This is a genomic window from Alteromonas sp. M12 (assembly GCF_037478005.1).
Classification (GTDB): Bacteria; Pseudomonadota; Gammaproteobacteria; order Enterobacterales; family Alteromonadaceae; genus Aliiglaciecola; species Aliiglaciecola lipolytica_A.
On record NZ_CP144164.1, the window covers coordinates 3,390,889 to 3,407,323 of the forward strand.

Here is a 16,435-nt window from a genome sequence, read left to right on the forward strand (position 1 = left end):
GCTGCAGTAAATATGCAGCAATGAGCACTGCTGATACCTAAATAACGAACACTACGGATACCTAAATCAGGTATCCGTGGATTGCACTATTGTTTTGATGATACTTGATGTAGACACACCGTCTTCGAAATTCAGTACTTTCACTTCCCCACCGTTTGCCATAACTTGCTTGCCACCGGCGATTTCAGAAACACTATAGTCCCCACCTTTGACCAGCACGTCCGGTAACAATTCGCTAATCAAACGCTCGGGAGTGTCCTCATCAAATTCAACCACCCAATAAACTGACGCTAAACCAGCCAATACCGACATACGTCGATTAACGTTATTCACCGGTCTTCCAGGGCCTTTTAAAAGACGCACTGAATCATCGGAATTCACTGCGACAATTAATTTATCACCGAGTTTTGCGGCATTTTCCAGATAAGAAACGTGGCCTGCGTGGAGAATATCAAAACAACCATTGGTCATCACAATTTTATCACCACTACGCTTGGCACTGTGAACAGCAATGGACAACTGCTGTTGGGTCATAACCCCTCGACCATAATGCTCAACTTTCTCGACTGCTTGACGCAACTCAGAGCTACTTACCGTGGATGTTCCTAACTTTCCAACCACGATGCTTGCTGCGGTGTTCGCTAGAAAACTTGCTTCAGAAAAACTGCAACCAGCAGCAATTGCGACAGACAAAGTTGAAATAACAGTATCCCCTGCCCCAGTTACGTCATACACCTCTTTGGCTTTAGCTGGGAAGTGAACTTCATCCTGATTGCCTTGCAAAAGCGTCATACCGTTTTCTGAACGGGTCAACAAGAAGGCATCTAAATCTAAGTTTGAGATAAGTTGCTGGGCTCTCTCAACCAGAACACTTTCGTCATGACACTGACCAACAATGGCTTCGAATTCACCCATGTTCGGTGTCAATAACGTAGCTCCACGGTATTTGTCGAAATCGTCCCCTTTAGGATCAACAACCACTGGCACATTGTGCTGTTTAGCAAGAGCTATCAGCGTTTCCACATCGCTTAAAGCGCCCTTAGCATAGTCAGACAATATAACTAAATCGGCGTTCTCTAGGTGCTGAATAAAGCGTTCTTGCAATTGAGCTTTATCTACGTCAGCAAAACTCTTTTCAAAGTCCAAACGAATTAATTGTTGATTTCGACTCAATACCCGAAGCTTGGTGATGGTATCAAATCCGGATATTTGACAAAAATCGCACAAAACACCCAAAGAATTTAAGCCGCGCTGCAGAATCTGAGCAGATTCATCCTGCCCAGTCATGCCCAGCAATGTCACATTAGCCCCTAGCGCTGCCACATTCATTGCTACGTTTGCAGCTCCTCCTGGCCGGTCTTCGATATCACGAATCGCCACTACAGGCACTGGGGCTTCTGGAGAAATACGTCCTGTAGGACCGGTCCAATATCGATCGAGCATGACATCGCCCACGACTAGGATACGACTTTTCGAAAAATCAGGTAACAGCATAAACCTATTCCGTAACTAAACTTAATTAGCTGAATTATACTTAAGTTAAAAGGAATTGCTTTACTCTAAATAACAAAATAGTAAATAGCGAAATAATGACAAGCACACCCAGCAATAACAAACAGGTGCCAAATGGCATGGGTAAACGCCAGATGTTTTTTAACGTAGAAAATTACGCCTATACTAAAAAACAGCCCTCCGGCCACCAGCAGTAATAGGCCATATGCTGCCAAATTTTGGTATAACGGGTAGACCAAAATAACCGACAACCATCCCATGACTAAATAGGTGATAACAGATACTTTAGGAAAACGATGACGAACAAAACACTTAAACACCACGCCGAATATTGCAATCGACCAGATAACAGCTATTGAAGTCCATCCAACCCAACCGCCAATACTGATGGCCAAAATCGGCGTGTAAGTACCAGCTATCAACAAATATATTGCACTATGATCCAATAACTTGAAAAATTGCTTGGCATGGGGGCCTCTCACCCAATGATAAATTGTCGACGACAAAAACATAATGGTTAAGCTTGCCCCATATATAGCAGATGATGTCACCGATGTTGCTGTGTCACTTCTTAAGACAAGATATACTAAACCGATAATCGCGAAAACTAAGCCAATAGCATGACTCACAACATTCATGACTTCTTCTTTGTGGGAATAAGCTTGCTCGGAAGTATTGACTAATGAAGCCGGTCTCACGATTAAATCCTGTTCTAAGGTTGACAGAATTTTAAGTGTACTCACTGAGCGTACACTTGTACACTGAATTATTTATAGGCGAACGATGGTAGAAAAACAATGGTCGATTTACATGATCGAAAACCGATTAGGTATGAACTATTGCGGAATTTGCACTGATTTATCTAGGCGATTCTATGAACATGCCAGCAACTCCAAACGTTGCGCAAAAGCGTTACGGGGAAAAGGCCCGTTAGTATTAAAATATGCGGCAATAGTCGGCGACCATTCAAGCGCTTTAAAGCTCGAGTATTGGTTCAAAAAACAATCAAGAACGACAAAATTGAAAATAATTAAGGGGCAGTTAAATCTGCCATCAGACCCAATCAAAGTTGAGCAGTGCCAACTAAATGAGCTTCAACAGCAAATCGAAAATAAATTGATGACGGGTACCTCTCCTGACACTTGAATAATTAATGTCAGACTAAGTAAACAATCCGCTTACAATTAATGCAAGACCGACACTGAGGACCATCTCAATACTAGCTACACCTACATTGTGCTGCTGTTCAACCTCCTGAACTAAATTCAAACCAGCCAAAATAACCTTTTTGGCGATAATCACCAGTACAACCAATGATAAAGATAATCCCATACCGACAATCAACCAGCCGGTTAAATTACTTACGTAACCGGTTGGATTATAAATCAGCAGGTTACTACTAGTTGAAACAACGATTGCCGTTGCAAGTAAATTGCCCGAATGCTGAACCGCAACAGCCAATTGACCTTTGCCAATGGTTTGTTGGAATGTGCTACTTTGATTAGTGGCCAGAAAACGACGTTCATAAATGCGTGTTCTGATTAACAAAATAGCTTGGGTAACGATAAATCCGGATATGACCGCAAACAAAGCGTTTAAATCGGTGCCAATAACCCATAACATAACGTTACTGACAATCAAGGCGGTAGAAACTGAGCTAGCGGCATCTATCATTGCAACGCTGGTATTGCGCTCTTTGATCATTTCTTCTTTGTTAATGCGATTTAAAATAATCTTGTCGTGTAAAATTCTGCCAATTTTTATCAAAAAGATACCGACTAAACCATACAACAACATACTCAAAGCAGCTTCTTGGTAGCCATTTGTGTCAGAGCTCGCGGCAGCCGCAGATAACACCAAACATAGCGCTAACATGCGTCCAGCTACACTAATGCCGAAGGCTATATTGTCTTGCGAGCCAAGTTCCTCGGTGGTACTTACTGATGCCATTTTTCCCGACATCAACCGCAAGGCAAATAACAGGCAAATAGCGATGCAAATATCAATCCCCAGATAAACCCAAGTCTCAGGTGATAATGGCACTAAGTTAACCAAATCTTGCATAAACAATAATTCCAAACTTCTAATGTTTCAATTTTCATATTAACAGTTTAACGCTAGAAAACACTAGAGTTGTTAGCGTTACTGCACGAATTTTACCCGCTGCTTTTGTGCTTTATATTTGGCATCCCTCACAATTCATTCGTGAAAAATCTTGTCGCCCTAGTGAAATACAATCAATTAATATAATTAAACGTTAGAAACAAATTAAAAGTTCAGATCTAGTACAGAATTGATTTAACCTTTTGATTGTAGCGGCACATGATATAGCATTGATATTTATGATCATTCAAGACAACTCCAATTTGGTTGCAATCACTATGAATACTTCTTTCCCGTTGGTAAATAAAACCGCTGAAAAAAACTGGCAACAGTTATCTGAAATATCCGCTATTGAACAGCAACCAAGTGCAATTCAGAAAAAGATAAAACAGCTTCTAGGATTAAGTGACTTTATCAGTGACGCCTTACTTGCTGATCCACTGAAGCTAGAGCCACTCATACAAACACTCGAAAATCCCACGCAGAATTTTGAATATAAACAATGGCTAGCAGAGCAGTTAGAAAAAGTAACCAGCGAGCCTGAACTGTTGGATTGTTTGCGGATATTTCGAAAACAACAAATGATGGCTATTGCAGGTTTAGATTTACTAAATCTACAATCCATTGAACGTTCATTAACCCTTACCTCGGAGTTGGCAGATACTCTCATCAACGGAGCCTATTCTTGGTTATATGATAATTTTTGTGCCCGTTATGGCACCCCTATGGGCGACTTTGGGCCCCAGCCACTATTAATTTTAGGGATGGGTAAGTTAGGCGGCAAAGAGCTCAACTTTTCTTCCGACATAGATCTGATTTTTTGCTACCCAAGCAAAGGAGAAATAGATAATGGCAAAAAATCCCTAGAGCATCAGCAGTTCTTTAGCCGACTTGCACAACGCCTTATTCATGCCCTGAACCACACCAATCAGCAGGGGCAAGTGTTTCGTGTAGACATGCGATTACGTCCCCTAGGTGAAAGCGGCCCCTTAGTCATGCACTTGGCGGCTTTTGAGGACTACTATCAAGAACAAGGTCGCGAATGGGAACGCTACGCCATGGTCAAAGCTCGCATCCTCAACGATCAATCTGAATATGCACAAGAATTACACGACATACTCAAACCTTTTATTTACCGACGATATTTAGATTACAGTGCTATCGACTCCCTCAGAGATATGAAGTCGTTAATCAATCAAGAAGTTAGACGTCGCGGATTGACCAATAATATTAAACTGGGTTCTGGCGGGATTCGTGAAGTGGAGTTTATTGCGCAGAGTTTTCAACTTATCAAAGGTGGTCGAGAGCCGCGTTTACAATTTCCAAGTTTACTCTACACCCTTGAGCAGTTGACGCAGTTAGATCTGTTACCTGAAAAAGAATCCTTGCAGCTTAAAGAAAGTTACTTGTTTTTGCGCAAAGTTGAACATTGTCTGCAACAATTTGCAGATAAACAAACCCAAGTATTGCCAGAAACAGCGTTAGATGAAGAGCGTCTTAGTAGTATTATGCAATGCAATGATTATTCTGAATTGCAGCAACAATTGAGTAAGCATTGCAGTTGGATAAATCAGCAGTTTCAAATGTTAATTGGTGATACCCCAAGTGACAATGATGACCAAGACCTGACTCACATTAGTGCATTTATGGATGCATGGAAGTTAGATCTGAGCATACAAGAAATATCAGATTTATTTGATCAATTGGCCTCACCAGAAACCTCGCAATTACTTGCACAACACATCAATGAATTAAAAAGTCAGGTTGAGAAAAAGCATCCATCACCAAAAGCAATTGTCGCCTTGAATACTTTAGTCCCGCAGTTGTTAGCGAACATTATTAGCCTCGATGAATCGAATATAGATGGCAGTGAATTATCGGTGTTACTCGACCGAATTAATCATATTCTATTAACGGTTTTAAGAAGAACCACCTATTTACAATTACTGGTTGAAAATCAAGGAGCGCAGCATCAGTTAGTCAGACTGTGTTATGCAAGCCCATGGATAGCCGAACAAATAGCAAAATATCCAATTTTACTGGATGAACTCCTCAACCCAGCGTTGTTATATCACCCCACAGAATTGCATGAATACCCAGATGAATTGCGCCAATCACTGTTGCGAGTAGAGCCGGATGATCTTGAACTGCAAATGGAAACCCTAAGGCAATTTAAACAAATCCAGCAACTTAAAATTGCAGCCGCAGATGTCACCGGTGTGTTACCCATAATGAAGGTAAGTGATCATCTCACCTATTTAGCCGAGGCAATTATCAGTGAAGTGGTGAATATGGCCTGGGAACAAATGAAGGAAAAATATGGTGTTCCTGAAGGCAGTTCTGAACAAGATAAAAAGTTTGCAGTAATAGGCTACGGCAAGCTAGGCGGAATAGAGTTAGGTTATGGTTCAGATCTGGATTTGGTCTTTGTTCACGAATGTGATTCACAGACCGTCACCGATGGTACTAAATCAATAGAAGCCAACCAGTTCTACACGAAATTAGCGCAACGTATTATGCACTTATTCATGACCAAAACGCCATCAGGTCAATTGTACGATATCGATATGCGCTTGCGTCCATCCGGCAATGCTGGTTTGCTGGTTTGTCATATAAATGGCTTTGAACAATACCAATCGCAGGAAGCGTGGACATGGGAACACCAAGCTCTAGTCCGCGCAAGAGTAGTAAATGGCACGGTAGAATTTACCCAGCGCATTGAGGCTATTAGACGGGATATCTTGTGCCGCCCCAGAGATAACCAAATTCTACAACAGGATGTTGCAAAGATGCGGCAAAAAATGCGCGATCATTTAAATAAAGGAAACGAGGACTGGTTAGATGTTAAACAAGACGCTGGAGCTATGGCTGACATCGAGTTTTTAGTGCAATTTTGGGTGCTCAAAAATGCCCAGCATTTTCCTAAAATGGTAGATTGGTCTGATAACATTCGATTACTGGAACAATTGTGTCAAGCTGATTGCATTAGTGCTGAGTGTAAAACACAACTAGAAGAAGCTTACTTAGATTACCGCAACCGCTCTCACAGATTAACCTTGTTAGAAAAAGACAATTTAGTCGATAAAAGCCAGTATTCAGAACACCAAAAAAATGTAAAACAGATCTGGGATGCGACATTTGAACTAAGTAATTAGCGTAGTTATGTTAGCCCTTTAACATCATTGCATTTTCAATTTATATGATGTTAAAGGGCACGTCTTACTCTAATAAAGTACAATTTTCCCGAACATACTCATTGAGTTCTTGAGTGACAATCATCGAACGTTGTTTGGGGCAAATATAAGCTTTGACTTCCCCTTCAAAACTGCCATTTACAGCACTGGCTATTTCGGCAATTGAGCCTGTAATGGTATCGTCTAATTGGAACTGACTTTTAATAATGAAGTCTTTATCCAGCTCCCACAATACTTGCATCCCCTCAGATTGAGCATAATTGGTAATTGCTTCTCGAAGGGTGCTACCCGCTCGAAAACTTCGATACTTGTGTTCTCCAACCCACCTAGGATTAATATTACTTTGAATACTTTCCATTTTTTTCAAGCGTTCTTCTAAGGGCTGTTTGGGGGGATTGACAGGTAACACAAAATCACCAATATCATCTTCAAAGGGTTTCGATGAAGACATCCGGTAAGCAGCATAAAAGTCAGTCATACCTTGGGAAACACTTTTTTGCTCTGACTGCCCTTCAGGTTTAGGGCTGGACATATTAAAACGTTGAAAATTGAGAACTATCGCGGCAATTATAATCAACGCTAATGCTAAGCCGATGTGCCTAATCCAAAACAGAAAGTTCGATGTTCTCTTGCTCATATTTCGAGCCTCATTTCCAAGTTAAATGGTTAATCATATAACGAAGGGTCATCTTCATGGGGACGCGTTTTAAAACGTTTATGCATCCAAAGGTATTGTTCAGGAGCAATACTAACCAACTCTTCAATTTTTTGATTAATTCTAGTTATATCTTGTTTATCGTCCCCAGACGGAAAATTATTAAGTCCTGGTACGAATTTGACTTTATAACCATCTTTGGTGCGCAACGATACAATAAACACCATCTCGCTATTTGAATTTTTCGAAAACAGTATGGTTCCTTTAGTGGAGGCCACTTCTTCAACCGCAAAGAAAGGGACAAACTCACTAAAATGACGCCCATAATCTTGGTCTGGCAAATAGAAACAGACTTCTTTTTGGTTTAGTGCCTTGACTAATCCTTTGGCGTTACGTTTATGAATCATGTACTTATTAGAACGCGCCCTACCGTGATACTGCATGTATTCCATCAACGCATTATTGTGTTTTCGATAAAATGCCACTGAAGGATTTTTTAAACCCGCTATTCTACATCCTAGTTCTAAATTCATATTATGGATAGCTAATCCAAAGACACCTTTGCCTTTATCTAAAATCGCCTGCACATGCTCGTAGCCTTCGATTTGCCCATGACGCTTAACCCGCCAATCTGGCCACCACCATCCCATACTCGACTCAAGGACTGCCATGCCAGCATACTCGATGTTTTTAGCCAGTATCTCAGCTCGCTGCTCTTCAGTTTTCTCTGGAAAACACAATTCGAGGTTACGTTTGGCAACGGCAACACGCTTTTTACCAAAAACTTTTAATAAAAAGCTAATTCCTTTACCAATAAATATCTGCAATCGGTAAGGCAGCCATGAAATGCTATAGAGCACCCCCACACCAATCCAAACAGGCCAGTATTGGGGCAGTAAGAAAGACATTTTAAATGGGGGGGCAGTCACCCGAGCGTTCGACAAGCGTTAACCTCTTAGTAGAAATTTTCGCTATTGTAATTAACAAACGCCACAGTTACCAATATTGTCACAGTGAAAATTATTGCGACACTAGATTAAACTATCAACTGAATGACATTGATGACGAGAAACTGTGCCGCCACTGCTTAATTTAAAATTCCGAGTTCAATAGCGATAATGAGATATGAATGCCTTGGCGTATATTTCCGATTCGGATGTTCTCATTCGGGCTGTGTTGGTTATTGTCCATGTTTACCATAGGAACAATCGCCGTGGGAATATTCAGCGCATTTATGATTGGCACAATCGGAACCGTGCCTCCCATCATACGAATAACCACTGGTTCTTCGCCCATGCCCTTAGCAAGGCTCGCTCTTACCTGTAAGCCGAAATCGGAATCTGGATCAGTTCTAAACGCACTCACCCCTTTTGAACCATTGAATTTAACAATTTTTTTATATTCACGTCGTTCAGCGTCGGTGGGATCACGATCAATGACGTAATATCCTAAACCTTCAATATGCTTTCTAATCTTATCCAACTGCACTGCCCCTTGCGTTTCTGGAACCAAGCGGACATCAAGGTTAGCGGTAGCATATTCAGGGATCACCGTTTTTAATCCCTCACCTTTCCAAGATGTACCGATTTGACGCACATTAAGTGATGGATACTGCAATGCTTGCTGGTAATTAGCGCCTACCTGTTCTGCGGAATGAATACCTAACGCTTGATTTACTTTTTCGCCATCAAAGGGGACTGCGTTGAGAAGCTTTTGCGTATCTGGATTTAGCACTATTCCTTGGTAATAATCTTTAATTAACACTCGACCATTATCATCTTTCATAGACGACAGAAGATTCGCTAAAGTAAACACAGGATTGGGAGAATAGTTACCAAAATGTCCACTGTGTTGCGGCAGTTTAGCGCCAAAAGTTGTGATACTAGCAGTCGCTATGCCGCGACAACCAAATGTGACTGTTGGTTTATTAGAGTCGTGAGCGGGGCCATCCATCACGATAAAATAATCGGCCTGATAACGCGCTTTGTATTTGTTCAAGGTGGACTGTAACCCACGTGAACCGTATTCTTCTTCTGGATCGAAGATAACTTTAACGTTGATTTTGGGCTTTTCCCCTTGCATCTCAAGAGTTTTAAGGGCGCTGAGAAACATTGTTATAGGCGCCTTATCATCAGCAGCCGCACGCGCAAAAATACGCCACTCATCGTCAATACGTTGATTTAATGTTTGCCAATCGATAGTGCGCCATTCACCACTTGCGTCTTGTTCTTTCAGCTCAGGTACGAATGGATCTGCTTGCACCCAAGCTGCTGGATTAACAGGCTGTCCATCGATGTGAAAGTAAAATAATATGGTTTTATAACTTGGATCAAAGACTCTTTCCGCCAGCAAAATAGGTAACGAAGGTGTTTCTAATAAAGTCGTTTTGAACCCCAAGTTGTTATATTGCGCTTCAGCCCAGTGAATATTCTCAAGCATCTGTTCAGGATTCGCAGGCAAACTGGGAATACTTACCAGTTCTTTGTGCAGTAAAATTGTTTCTTTGAAATTTTCATCAACAAGTAATTCAAGATCAGACTTGGCCACTACCGTCAATGAAACAAAAACAAGAGTGACCGCAATAATCCGCGTTAAATGTGCACTGACTTGGGTTTTCATTTTGCTCCTTTTTATTCTCAGGTTGAATTTTTTTGCACTCAATTGACGCAAACTTAGCGATTTTCAGACTTATTTAAATAATTTTAGCCCGTTTGCGAACTTTAGGTGTTTTTAAGGCAAACTTTAAGCCAATATGAGTATTGTAAATGGATTAGTCATTATTATTTGTTTTCAATAAATTGACAGGTCTCAATAACACGATCTTTTGCACTAATGTTAAATTTGGATTGGTTGTAAAAGAGGGTAAACACAAACTGATTGTATTTACCGTAAAAAAGAATTCTTTATCTATAATGGTAGGGGTAGAGAATTCTCTTATAGGATATTTGAACGTGACAAAAAAAGATAATTGGAAACTTGATGTAGCTCAATCATTATTCGAGCAAAGTTCCATTGCAATGATAGTCTGCAATACCACCGGCCAAGTAGCCAATTTAAACAACGCGGCGCGGCGATTATTTGATGTTGATACCTCATCAATAATTGGCAATCCGGTTGATGGGCTTTTCACCTTAGATCACAGCAGAGCTATTTTTGTCGAATTATTTAAGCAGTTAAATGCTCCCCACGAACTTAACCTACACTTTGAATTAAATGACGGCGATCCCATCGCTATTTCAACCCCAACTTTCGCCATTAGTTATGTCACCGTTTTAATCGATGAATTATCCAACAATGATTTCCAAGGTGTGGTCATTTCCTTCAGCCCTGCGAAAAAGCTGCTATCCGCTCAAACCATCGTTAAAAATCTATTGGCAAGGTATGAAGTGGCGAAACAGTCGGGCATTGGTGTTTGGCAATATGACTTTTCTTCTAAACAAATGGTGTGGGACGAGCAGATGTGTCGATTGTACGACGTATCTCCAGAGCATTACTCAACTGACATACAAGATTGGTTTTCATTTATCCACCCTGAAGATAGAGAAATGGCGATCAACGAATTTCAGCAAGCCAATAAATTAAACAATAAATATGAAGCTGAATTTCGAATTAAAACCGCAACTGAAAAAGAAAAATACATTCAAGCGTTTGGTCAGGTTATACGCACAGGCGACAACAGCCCACTTAAAATTACGGGTATCAATATTGACTTAACGGAGCAATATGAAACCCAACAAAAACTACTAGAAAGCAAAGCGGAAAATGAGTTTTTAGCCAGCATTGTGCAAGAATCCGAAAACGCGATCATGATATTTAACCCAGATATGACAATCGAATGGGTTAATCCGGCGTTTATCAAATTGAGTGGCTTCACCCTAGCGGAAATCGTCGGTAAATCCCCTCAAGAGTTTTTGTTTGGTCCTCAAACAGACACCTCAACGGTGCTTAAAATCAAACAAGCAATCGCTAATGGCAAGGGCCACAGTTACGAGTTAATTCATTATAATAAACAAGGTCAAACTCTTTGGTTTCGGGCAAATATAAAACCGCTATTTGAGAACGACAAAATCGTTCGAATCATAGTTGTTGCCACAGATATTACAAAATCTAAACAACAAGAACTCGAGCTCGTAAACTACAGTAACATGCAGGACGCTATTCTAAATAGTGCCAATCTGATCATTATGTCCACCAATTTATCGGGCAATATCATCACTTACAATAACTTTGCAGAAAAGACACTTGAACATCATCGAAGTTCGGTCGTTGGTCTATTAACCCCAGAGTTGTTCTTTAAATCAGAGTCATTAGCAGTTCATGCCAAACACCTCAGCACCAAGCTCGGTAAAGAAATCCCATCAGGAATGGCGTCAATAACCTATTCCGCCAGACAAGGGATTGCTGACGAATTTGAAACTCAATTTATAAGCAAGAGTGGCAAGCTAATTCCAATTCAGTTAACGATAACCCCAGTGATGAATGCTGACAAAGATGTTGAAGGCTTTTTATTTATAGGGCGAGATATCACTGAACTTAAGCGCATTGAGGAAGAAAAAGAGCGCAGTGCTTCGTTATTGATGGCCACTGGAAAAGTAGCCAAATTAGGGGCTTGGGAAGTGAATTTCACAACGGGCGAGATATATTGGTCTGATGAAGTTTATCGCATTCATGAACTGCCCATCGGTAGCAAAATTGATGTTGAAAATGCGATTAATTTTTATCTGCCAGAAGACCGTCAAAAAGTACAAGATGCATTAACAGAAGCAGTAACTAACAACATCCCATTCGATTTTCAATTGCCGTTTATCACCGCAAATAACAAAAAAATATGGGTGAAGTCTTTCGGGTTTAGAGAGCATAACCAAAAAGGTGAGGTTATTTTACGAGGCGCATTTCAAGACATAACGGAATTAAAAGAAGCAGAGGAAAAAGCAAAAGTTGCCAGTCAGGCCAAAAGCGACTTTTTAGCGAATATGAGTCACGAAATTCGAACTCCCATAAATGGCATTATTGGTATGAATGATCTTCTGCTAAATACGCCGTTGTCAGAACAACAGTTAAAATATGCAGAGTTGGCGCAAAGTAGTGGTCACATTTTACTGACCTTAATTAATGATATTTTAGACTTTTCAAAAATTGAAGCCGGTAAGTTAGAAATCGAAAATATAGAATTTGATCTGCATGAAATGCTGAATAAATTCATAGAGAGTTTCTCAATTCGAGCAGAAGACAAACATTTGGAACTGATATTTTCCATGCACCCAAGTGTTCCAAGATGGATTCAAGGTGATCCTGGCAGAATACGGCAAATACTCACAAACTTAACCAGTAACGCAATCAAATTCACCCAACAAGGTGAAATCGTTATTAAAGTTAATTTGACCAGTGAAAATAAACTGATCTTTTGTGTGATAGATTCTGGAATGGGTATTTCCAAAGAAAAACAACAACAACTGTTCCACAAGTTTAGTCAATTAGACGCCTCAACCACGCGCAAATTTGGTGGCACGGGTTTGGGTCTTTCCATCGCCAAAGAACTGGTAGAGTTATTGAACGGCGAAATTGGGGTTAACAGTGAATGGCAAAAAGGCTCTGAATTTTGGTTTACCCTTCAGTTTGAGCCTGCTGTAAATAAGCATAACACGCAAAAATACGATTTATCCAAAGCAAATCTAGCGCAATTGAAAGTGCTGGTTGTGGATGATAACCAAACCAGTCGAGACGTTTTGTCATCCATTCTGGAATCGGAAAAAATTAAGGTTGTGCAAGCCCAAAATTCTCCTGAAGCGTTAAAAACACTGCGTAAACATTGTGAAATTAGAGACAAAATAGATATCGCAATTATCGATGCGGATATGCCTGGTATCAATGGCACAGAATTAGGCAAAGCGATTAAAAGTGATGAAAGGTTTGCATCGTTGAATATGATTTTAATGACAGCGAGTGCAAGACGAGGAGATGCTCAGAAGTTTAAAAATATAGGTTTTGATGCATACTTTCATAAACCCATTAAAAATGACGATTTGTTTTTTGCAATTACCCAAATTAGTAATCAAAAACTCATTAAATCAGAAACAAGAAAACAACAAATTGAATTAATAACCCGACACAATGCTACCAGTCCATCAAAAGCAGTGCCGCGTATTTTGTTAGTCGAAGACAATGCGATTAACCAAGCAGTAGCAAAGGAAATGCTTAAAAAATTAGACTGTATTACTGAGTTAGCAAATAACGGTATGGAAGCAATTGAACAGTTGAGCCGAGCGACGACTCCTTTTGATATTGTACTAATGGATTGCCAGATGCCAATAATGGATGGCTACGAAGCCAGTAGAATAATACGTGGATACCAAGGTGTAAATTTTGATCCGAACATTCCGATTATCGCGTTAACCGCCAATGCAATGAAAGGAGATAAGGAAAAGTGCTTTGATGCTGGGATGGATGGATATATCAGTAAACCAATAATCATCGAAGATTTAGAGCAAGGTTTACTCAAGTGGATCGACAAGAAGCATTAAACAAATAAAATAAAAAAGGTGTGTCTAATAAATTAGACACACCTTTCAGAATTTTGAGAATCCCTCTCAGCTTTCCTTCGCTATTAAACCATCCCGGTCAACATCCGTATACGCCCCTTTCCCTCTATTCTCGCTCATCCTTAAGTGAGTCACTCTTCCTAAGTGAGTCCCTTTCCTTTATTCCTTATTTAGCTGCACATCCTTACTTACAGCATTTCTCATCCTTAAGATTGTCCTTCGTCTTCCCTATCTATCCTTGAGTTTGTAGTCCTTTACTAAATGCTCATCCTGACCATTTTCTTTCATCCAATGAAAGTGTCCTTCTGGCTTTCCTTAAGTCTTCCTGACCCGTCGTATTTCCCTGTGACGAGGTATAAGATAAAGCAATTAAAAGTTTCTACTAGTACCCAATCTAGCTTTATTTTGTAAGCCATTATACTAAAGTCTACATTTTGAAAAATAAGCCTTTAAATTCATAAAGTTAAATAAAAGGTAAGCTTTACCCTAAGTGTTTATTCCGCTTAAGACCTACAGCCATGTACGAAATATCTTACAAATAAAAAGGTTATTTTCTTACTCTAGAATTTGAACCTAATGGATTTAATGAAAATGAATTTAAAATTTTACTGATTTTGCGGATTTTAGATTGCTGAAAATGACAATAAGAAACGGTATTAGTAGGGTAAAGTAAGACTAAACAATGCAAGATGGTTACTTTACCCTTTAGAATAAATTCCGCGGTTTTTTACTCTGACCGAGGTCTAAACATTATTTGCCCAGTTATGCGTGAGACTTTTAGTTCATCAATATGTTCATATTTTCCGTCGGAGAAGAATGACAAACATTTAGGTAGAGTGACATAAACCCCAACACCTTCACTTTTTTCTTCTTCTAGCACAATACTATCAATCGCACTCATTAAAACGTGTCCAAGACCTCTGTGCTGATGATCTGGATGCACTCCAATAAACGACAACATATGGTATTTTTCATGGGGAATACGCTCTCTTACCCGCTGTTCCTTTTCGATCATTTGCTTGGTGCCTATATAACCAGCGGTAAGCAACATCTTTAAGCGCCAATGCCAAAATCGGTCGGGGTTGAACGCACTATCAGGTTTAATCATACATGCTACTGCCAATAAACGTTCATCTTCAAAAAGACCAATCATTGGCTGTTTAGCGGTCCAAAAGGCATTTAACTCTTCTCTAATTGCGCCCCTTAAACGGGATTCATACCCTTCCTTCTCAGAATCGAATATATCTAAAAACAGCGGATCATCATGATAAGCTTGATATAAAATTGATGCGGCAATTTTTAAATCTTCAGCGGCCAGATAAACAGCTTTGATTTTATCTAGCGGATTTATGTCTTGTGCAGTATTTGACATAGTTCGACTCTCTTCAATTAGGAAGTTTCACTCTACATAATTATTAACCAATTGTTAACAACTCATTAAAAATAACGGCAAACTAATTTTACTATTTTGGCTAGATGAGGTTGATTTATAGTCTTTTCCCCCCAAGACTTAAGTAGAGGCAGTGAAAGGGTGCGAATGACAATGAACTAGATTGACTCAGTGAGAACAAGTAATCCAAACTTTCACAACAAGTACCAATCTACATGAAATGCCAACACAACTCGAGTTTAGAATTCCATCAAGGAGACATTAAATGCTAACTGAAAATTTAGAGTTAAAGGATTTGTTTCTGCAATTAGGTTTAGCCAATGACGAGGAGTCAATTGAAAACTTTATAGCTCAGCACAAAGGATTGGATAAATCGACAAAACTAGAAGAAGCTAGTTTTTGGACACAGGCTCAATCGACTTTTATTAGACAATCTTTTTTTGAAGATGCGGAATGGACTGAGTTGATCGATCAGCTAGACAATCGACTACGATAATATTAATAGCAGGCCAAGAATATGGCTTGGCCTGCTGCTTCCAAACTAGGCGTAGCAGAAAAAGTGAAGCTTAGATATTGTTGTAAGCAGAGTCGCCCCAACCAATTAAATTACCATTTTTGAACACCAAAGGCGTGCATTCATCTTTAGTTGTGACACCATCACCTTCGCGACGCTGGGTGCGATAAAACAAAACATTTATTTCATCATTATTTTGTTGATATAGTTCACTGAAATCTGGCGTGCCCATGCGACTTCTAATATCTTCGATGGCTGTATTGGATTCCAGTCTTGCAATCGCCTTTCTATTTTTACGTTCTTTTTGTTCCCAATCCGATTGGTATGAGTAATCCCCTTCCCCACCAACCGATATAACACATCCAGATAATGTCAGTGGTAATACTAATGCTGCAGCAACAAGCGTTTTTTTCATTTTAGTTTCCTTGGTGTTGTATTTATGTTTGTTAATTAGCATTCCACAATACAAAATCGAGGCCAAAATTTAACTTATTGTTTTATATATAAAAAAATTAATGCATGTGATTA

Annotated in this window: 12 protein-coding genes; 4 read left to right on the forward strand and 8 right to left on the reverse strand. The window is 39.8% G+C overall.

Features of this window, described 5'->3' with window-relative positions:
* Positions 1-66: 66 nt before the first annotated feature.
* Together hldE and VUI23_RS14645 are read right to left on the reverse strand one after the other, a co-directional pair.
* The gene (hldE, locus tag VUI23_RS14640; protein ID WP_216048090.1) at positions 67-1,494 is read right to left on the reverse strand and encodes a bifunctional D-glycero-beta-D-manno-heptose-7-phosphate kinase/D-glycero-beta-D-manno-heptose 1-phosphate adenylyltransferase HldE; all 1,428 of its coding nucleotides are present in this window, start codon (positions 1,492-1,494) and stop codon (positions 67-69) included.
* 65 nt (positions 1,495-1,559) lie between these two features.
* Complete coding sequence (locus VUI23_RS14645) at positions 1,560-2,210, reverse strand: hemolysin III family protein (RefSeq protein ID WP_342808302.1); 651 nt, start codon at positions 2,208-2,210, stop codon at positions 1,560-1,562.
* 85 nt (positions 2,211-2,295) lie between these two features.
* Here VUI23_RS14645 and VUI23_RS14650 point away from each other — a divergent pair, with 85 nt between their 5' ends.
* A complete protein-coding gene (locus tag VUI23_RS14650) occupies positions 2,296-2,658 on the forward strand; it encodes a GIY-YIG nuclease family protein (protein ID WP_342804811.1) in 363 nt (120 codons plus the stop codon).
* Between the two features lie 15 nt (positions 2,659-2,673).
* Here the strand turns inward: VUI23_RS14650 and VUI23_RS14655 are convergent, their stop codons facing one another.
* A complete protein-coding gene (locus VUI23_RS14655; protein ID WP_342804812.1) occupies positions 2,674-3,576 on the reverse strand; it encodes a DUF350 domain-containing protein in 903 nt (300 codons plus the stop codon).
* A 317-nt stretch (positions 3,577-3,893) separates the two neighbouring features.
* Here VUI23_RS14655 and glnE point away from each other — a divergent pair, with 317 nt between their 5' ends.
* Positions 3,894-6,770: a bifunctional [glutamate--ammonia ligase]-adenylyl-L-tyrosine phosphorylase/[glutamate--ammonia-ligase] adenylyltransferase gene (gene glnE / locus VUI23_RS14660; protein WP_342804813.1), complete on the forward strand. Its 2,877-nt coding sequence runs from the start codon at positions 3,894-3,896 to the stop codon at positions 6,768-6,770.
* Positions 6,771-6,834: 64 nt separating this feature from the next.
* Here glnE and VUI23_RS14665 read toward each other — a convergent pair whose 3' ends face one another.
* The 3 genes from VUI23_RS14665 to VUI23_RS14675 all read right to left on the reverse strand — a co-directional run bounded on the left by VUI23_RS14665 (position 6,835) and on the right by VUI23_RS14675 (position 10,083).
* On the reverse strand, positions 6,835-7,446 hold the full coding sequence (locus VUI23_RS14665) for a TcpQ domain-containing protein (RefSeq protein ID WP_216048086.1): 612 nt from the start codon (positions 7,444-7,446) through the stop codon (positions 6,835-6,837).
* A 29-nt stretch (positions 7,447-7,475) separates the two neighbouring features.
* Positions 7,476-8,408 (reverse strand): LpxL/LpxP family Kdo(2)-lipid IV(A) lauroyl/palmitoleoyl acyltransferase, encoded by a 933-nt coding sequence (lpxL, locus tag VUI23_RS14670; protein WP_303498890.1) that lies wholly within the window; start codon positions 8,406-8,408, stop codon positions 7,476-7,478.
* 148 nt (positions 8,409-8,556) lie between these two features.
* Positions 8,557-10,083 carry a M20/M25/M40 family metallo-hydrolase gene (locus VUI23_RS14675; protein WP_342804814.1) on the reverse strand — a complete coding sequence of 509 codons (1,527 nt, stop codon included), beginning with the start codon at positions 10,081-10,083 and terminating at the stop codon, positions 8,557-8,559.
* A gap of 332 nt (positions 10,084-10,415) precedes the next feature.
* Between VUI23_RS14675 and VUI23_RS14680 the strand changes: the two genes are divergently transcribed.
* Entirely contained in the window at positions 10,416-13,985 is a 3,570-nt protein-coding gene (locus VUI23_RS14680; protein WP_342804815.1) for a response regulator, read from the forward strand.
* A gap of 745 nt (positions 13,986-14,730) precedes the next feature.
* On the opposite strand, the gene VUI23_RS14685 is transcribed toward VUI23_RS14680, so the two are convergent.
* Positions 14,731-15,375, reverse strand: coding sequence for a GNAT family N-acetyltransferase (locus VUI23_RS14685; protein WP_342804816.1), 645 nt, complete (start codon positions 15,373-15,375; stop codon positions 14,731-14,733).
* Between the two features lie 283 nt (positions 15,376-15,658).
* On the opposite strand from VUI23_RS14685, the gene VUI23_RS14690 reads away from it, so the two are divergent.
* Positions 15,659-15,889, forward strand: a complete 231-nt coding sequence (locus tag VUI23_RS14690) for a DUF2789 family protein (protein WP_342804817.1) — start codon at positions 15,659-15,661, stop codon at positions 15,887-15,889.
* 70 nt (positions 15,890-15,959) lie between these two features.
* Here the strand turns inward: VUI23_RS14690 and VUI23_RS14695 are convergent, their stop codons facing one another.
* Positions 15,960-16,322, reverse strand: coding sequence for a DUF3192 domain-containing protein (locus VUI23_RS14695; RefSeq protein WP_216048080.1), 363 nt, complete (start codon positions 16,320-16,322; stop codon positions 15,960-15,962).
* Positions 16,323-16,435: the final 113 nt, after the last annotated feature.

Bases quoted from the DNA above. Each gene is read 5' to 3' on its own strand.
- glnE (WP_342804813.1), top strand. From the start codon at position 3,894: ATGAATACTTCTTTCCCGTTGGTAAATAAAACCGCTGAAAAAAACTGG.
- VUI23_RS14685 (WP_342804816.1), bottom strand. From the start codon at position 15,375: ATGTCAAATACTGCACAAGACATAAATCCGCTAGATAAAATCAAAGCT.
- VUI23_RS14655 (WP_342804812.1), bottom strand. From the start codon at position 3,576: ATGCAAGATTTGGTTAACTTAGTGCCATTATCACCTGAGACTTGGGTT.
- VUI23_RS14695 (WP_216048080.1), bottom strand. From the start codon at position 16,322: ATGAAAAAAACGCTTGTTGCTGCAGCATTAGTATTACCACTGACATTA.
- VUI23_RS14665 (WP_216048086.1), bottom strand. From the start codon at position 7,446: ATGAGCAAGAGAACATCGAACTTTCTGTTTTGGATTAGGCACATCGGC.
- VUI23_RS14690 (WP_342804817.1), top strand. From the start codon at position 15,659: ATGCTAACTGAAAATTTAGAGTTAAAGGATTTGTTTCTGCAATTAGGT.
- hldE (WP_216048090.1), bottom strand. From the start codon at position 1,494: ATGCTGTTACCTGATTTTTCGAAAAGTCGTATCCTAGTCGTGGGCGAT.
- VUI23_RS14675 (WP_342804814.1), bottom strand. From the start codon at position 10,083: ATGAAAACCCAAGTCAGTGCACATTTAACGCGGATTATTGCGGTCACT.
- VUI23_RS14650 (WP_342804811.1), top strand. From the start codon at position 2,296: ATGGTAGAAAAACAATGGTCGATTTACATGATCGAAAACCGATTAGGT.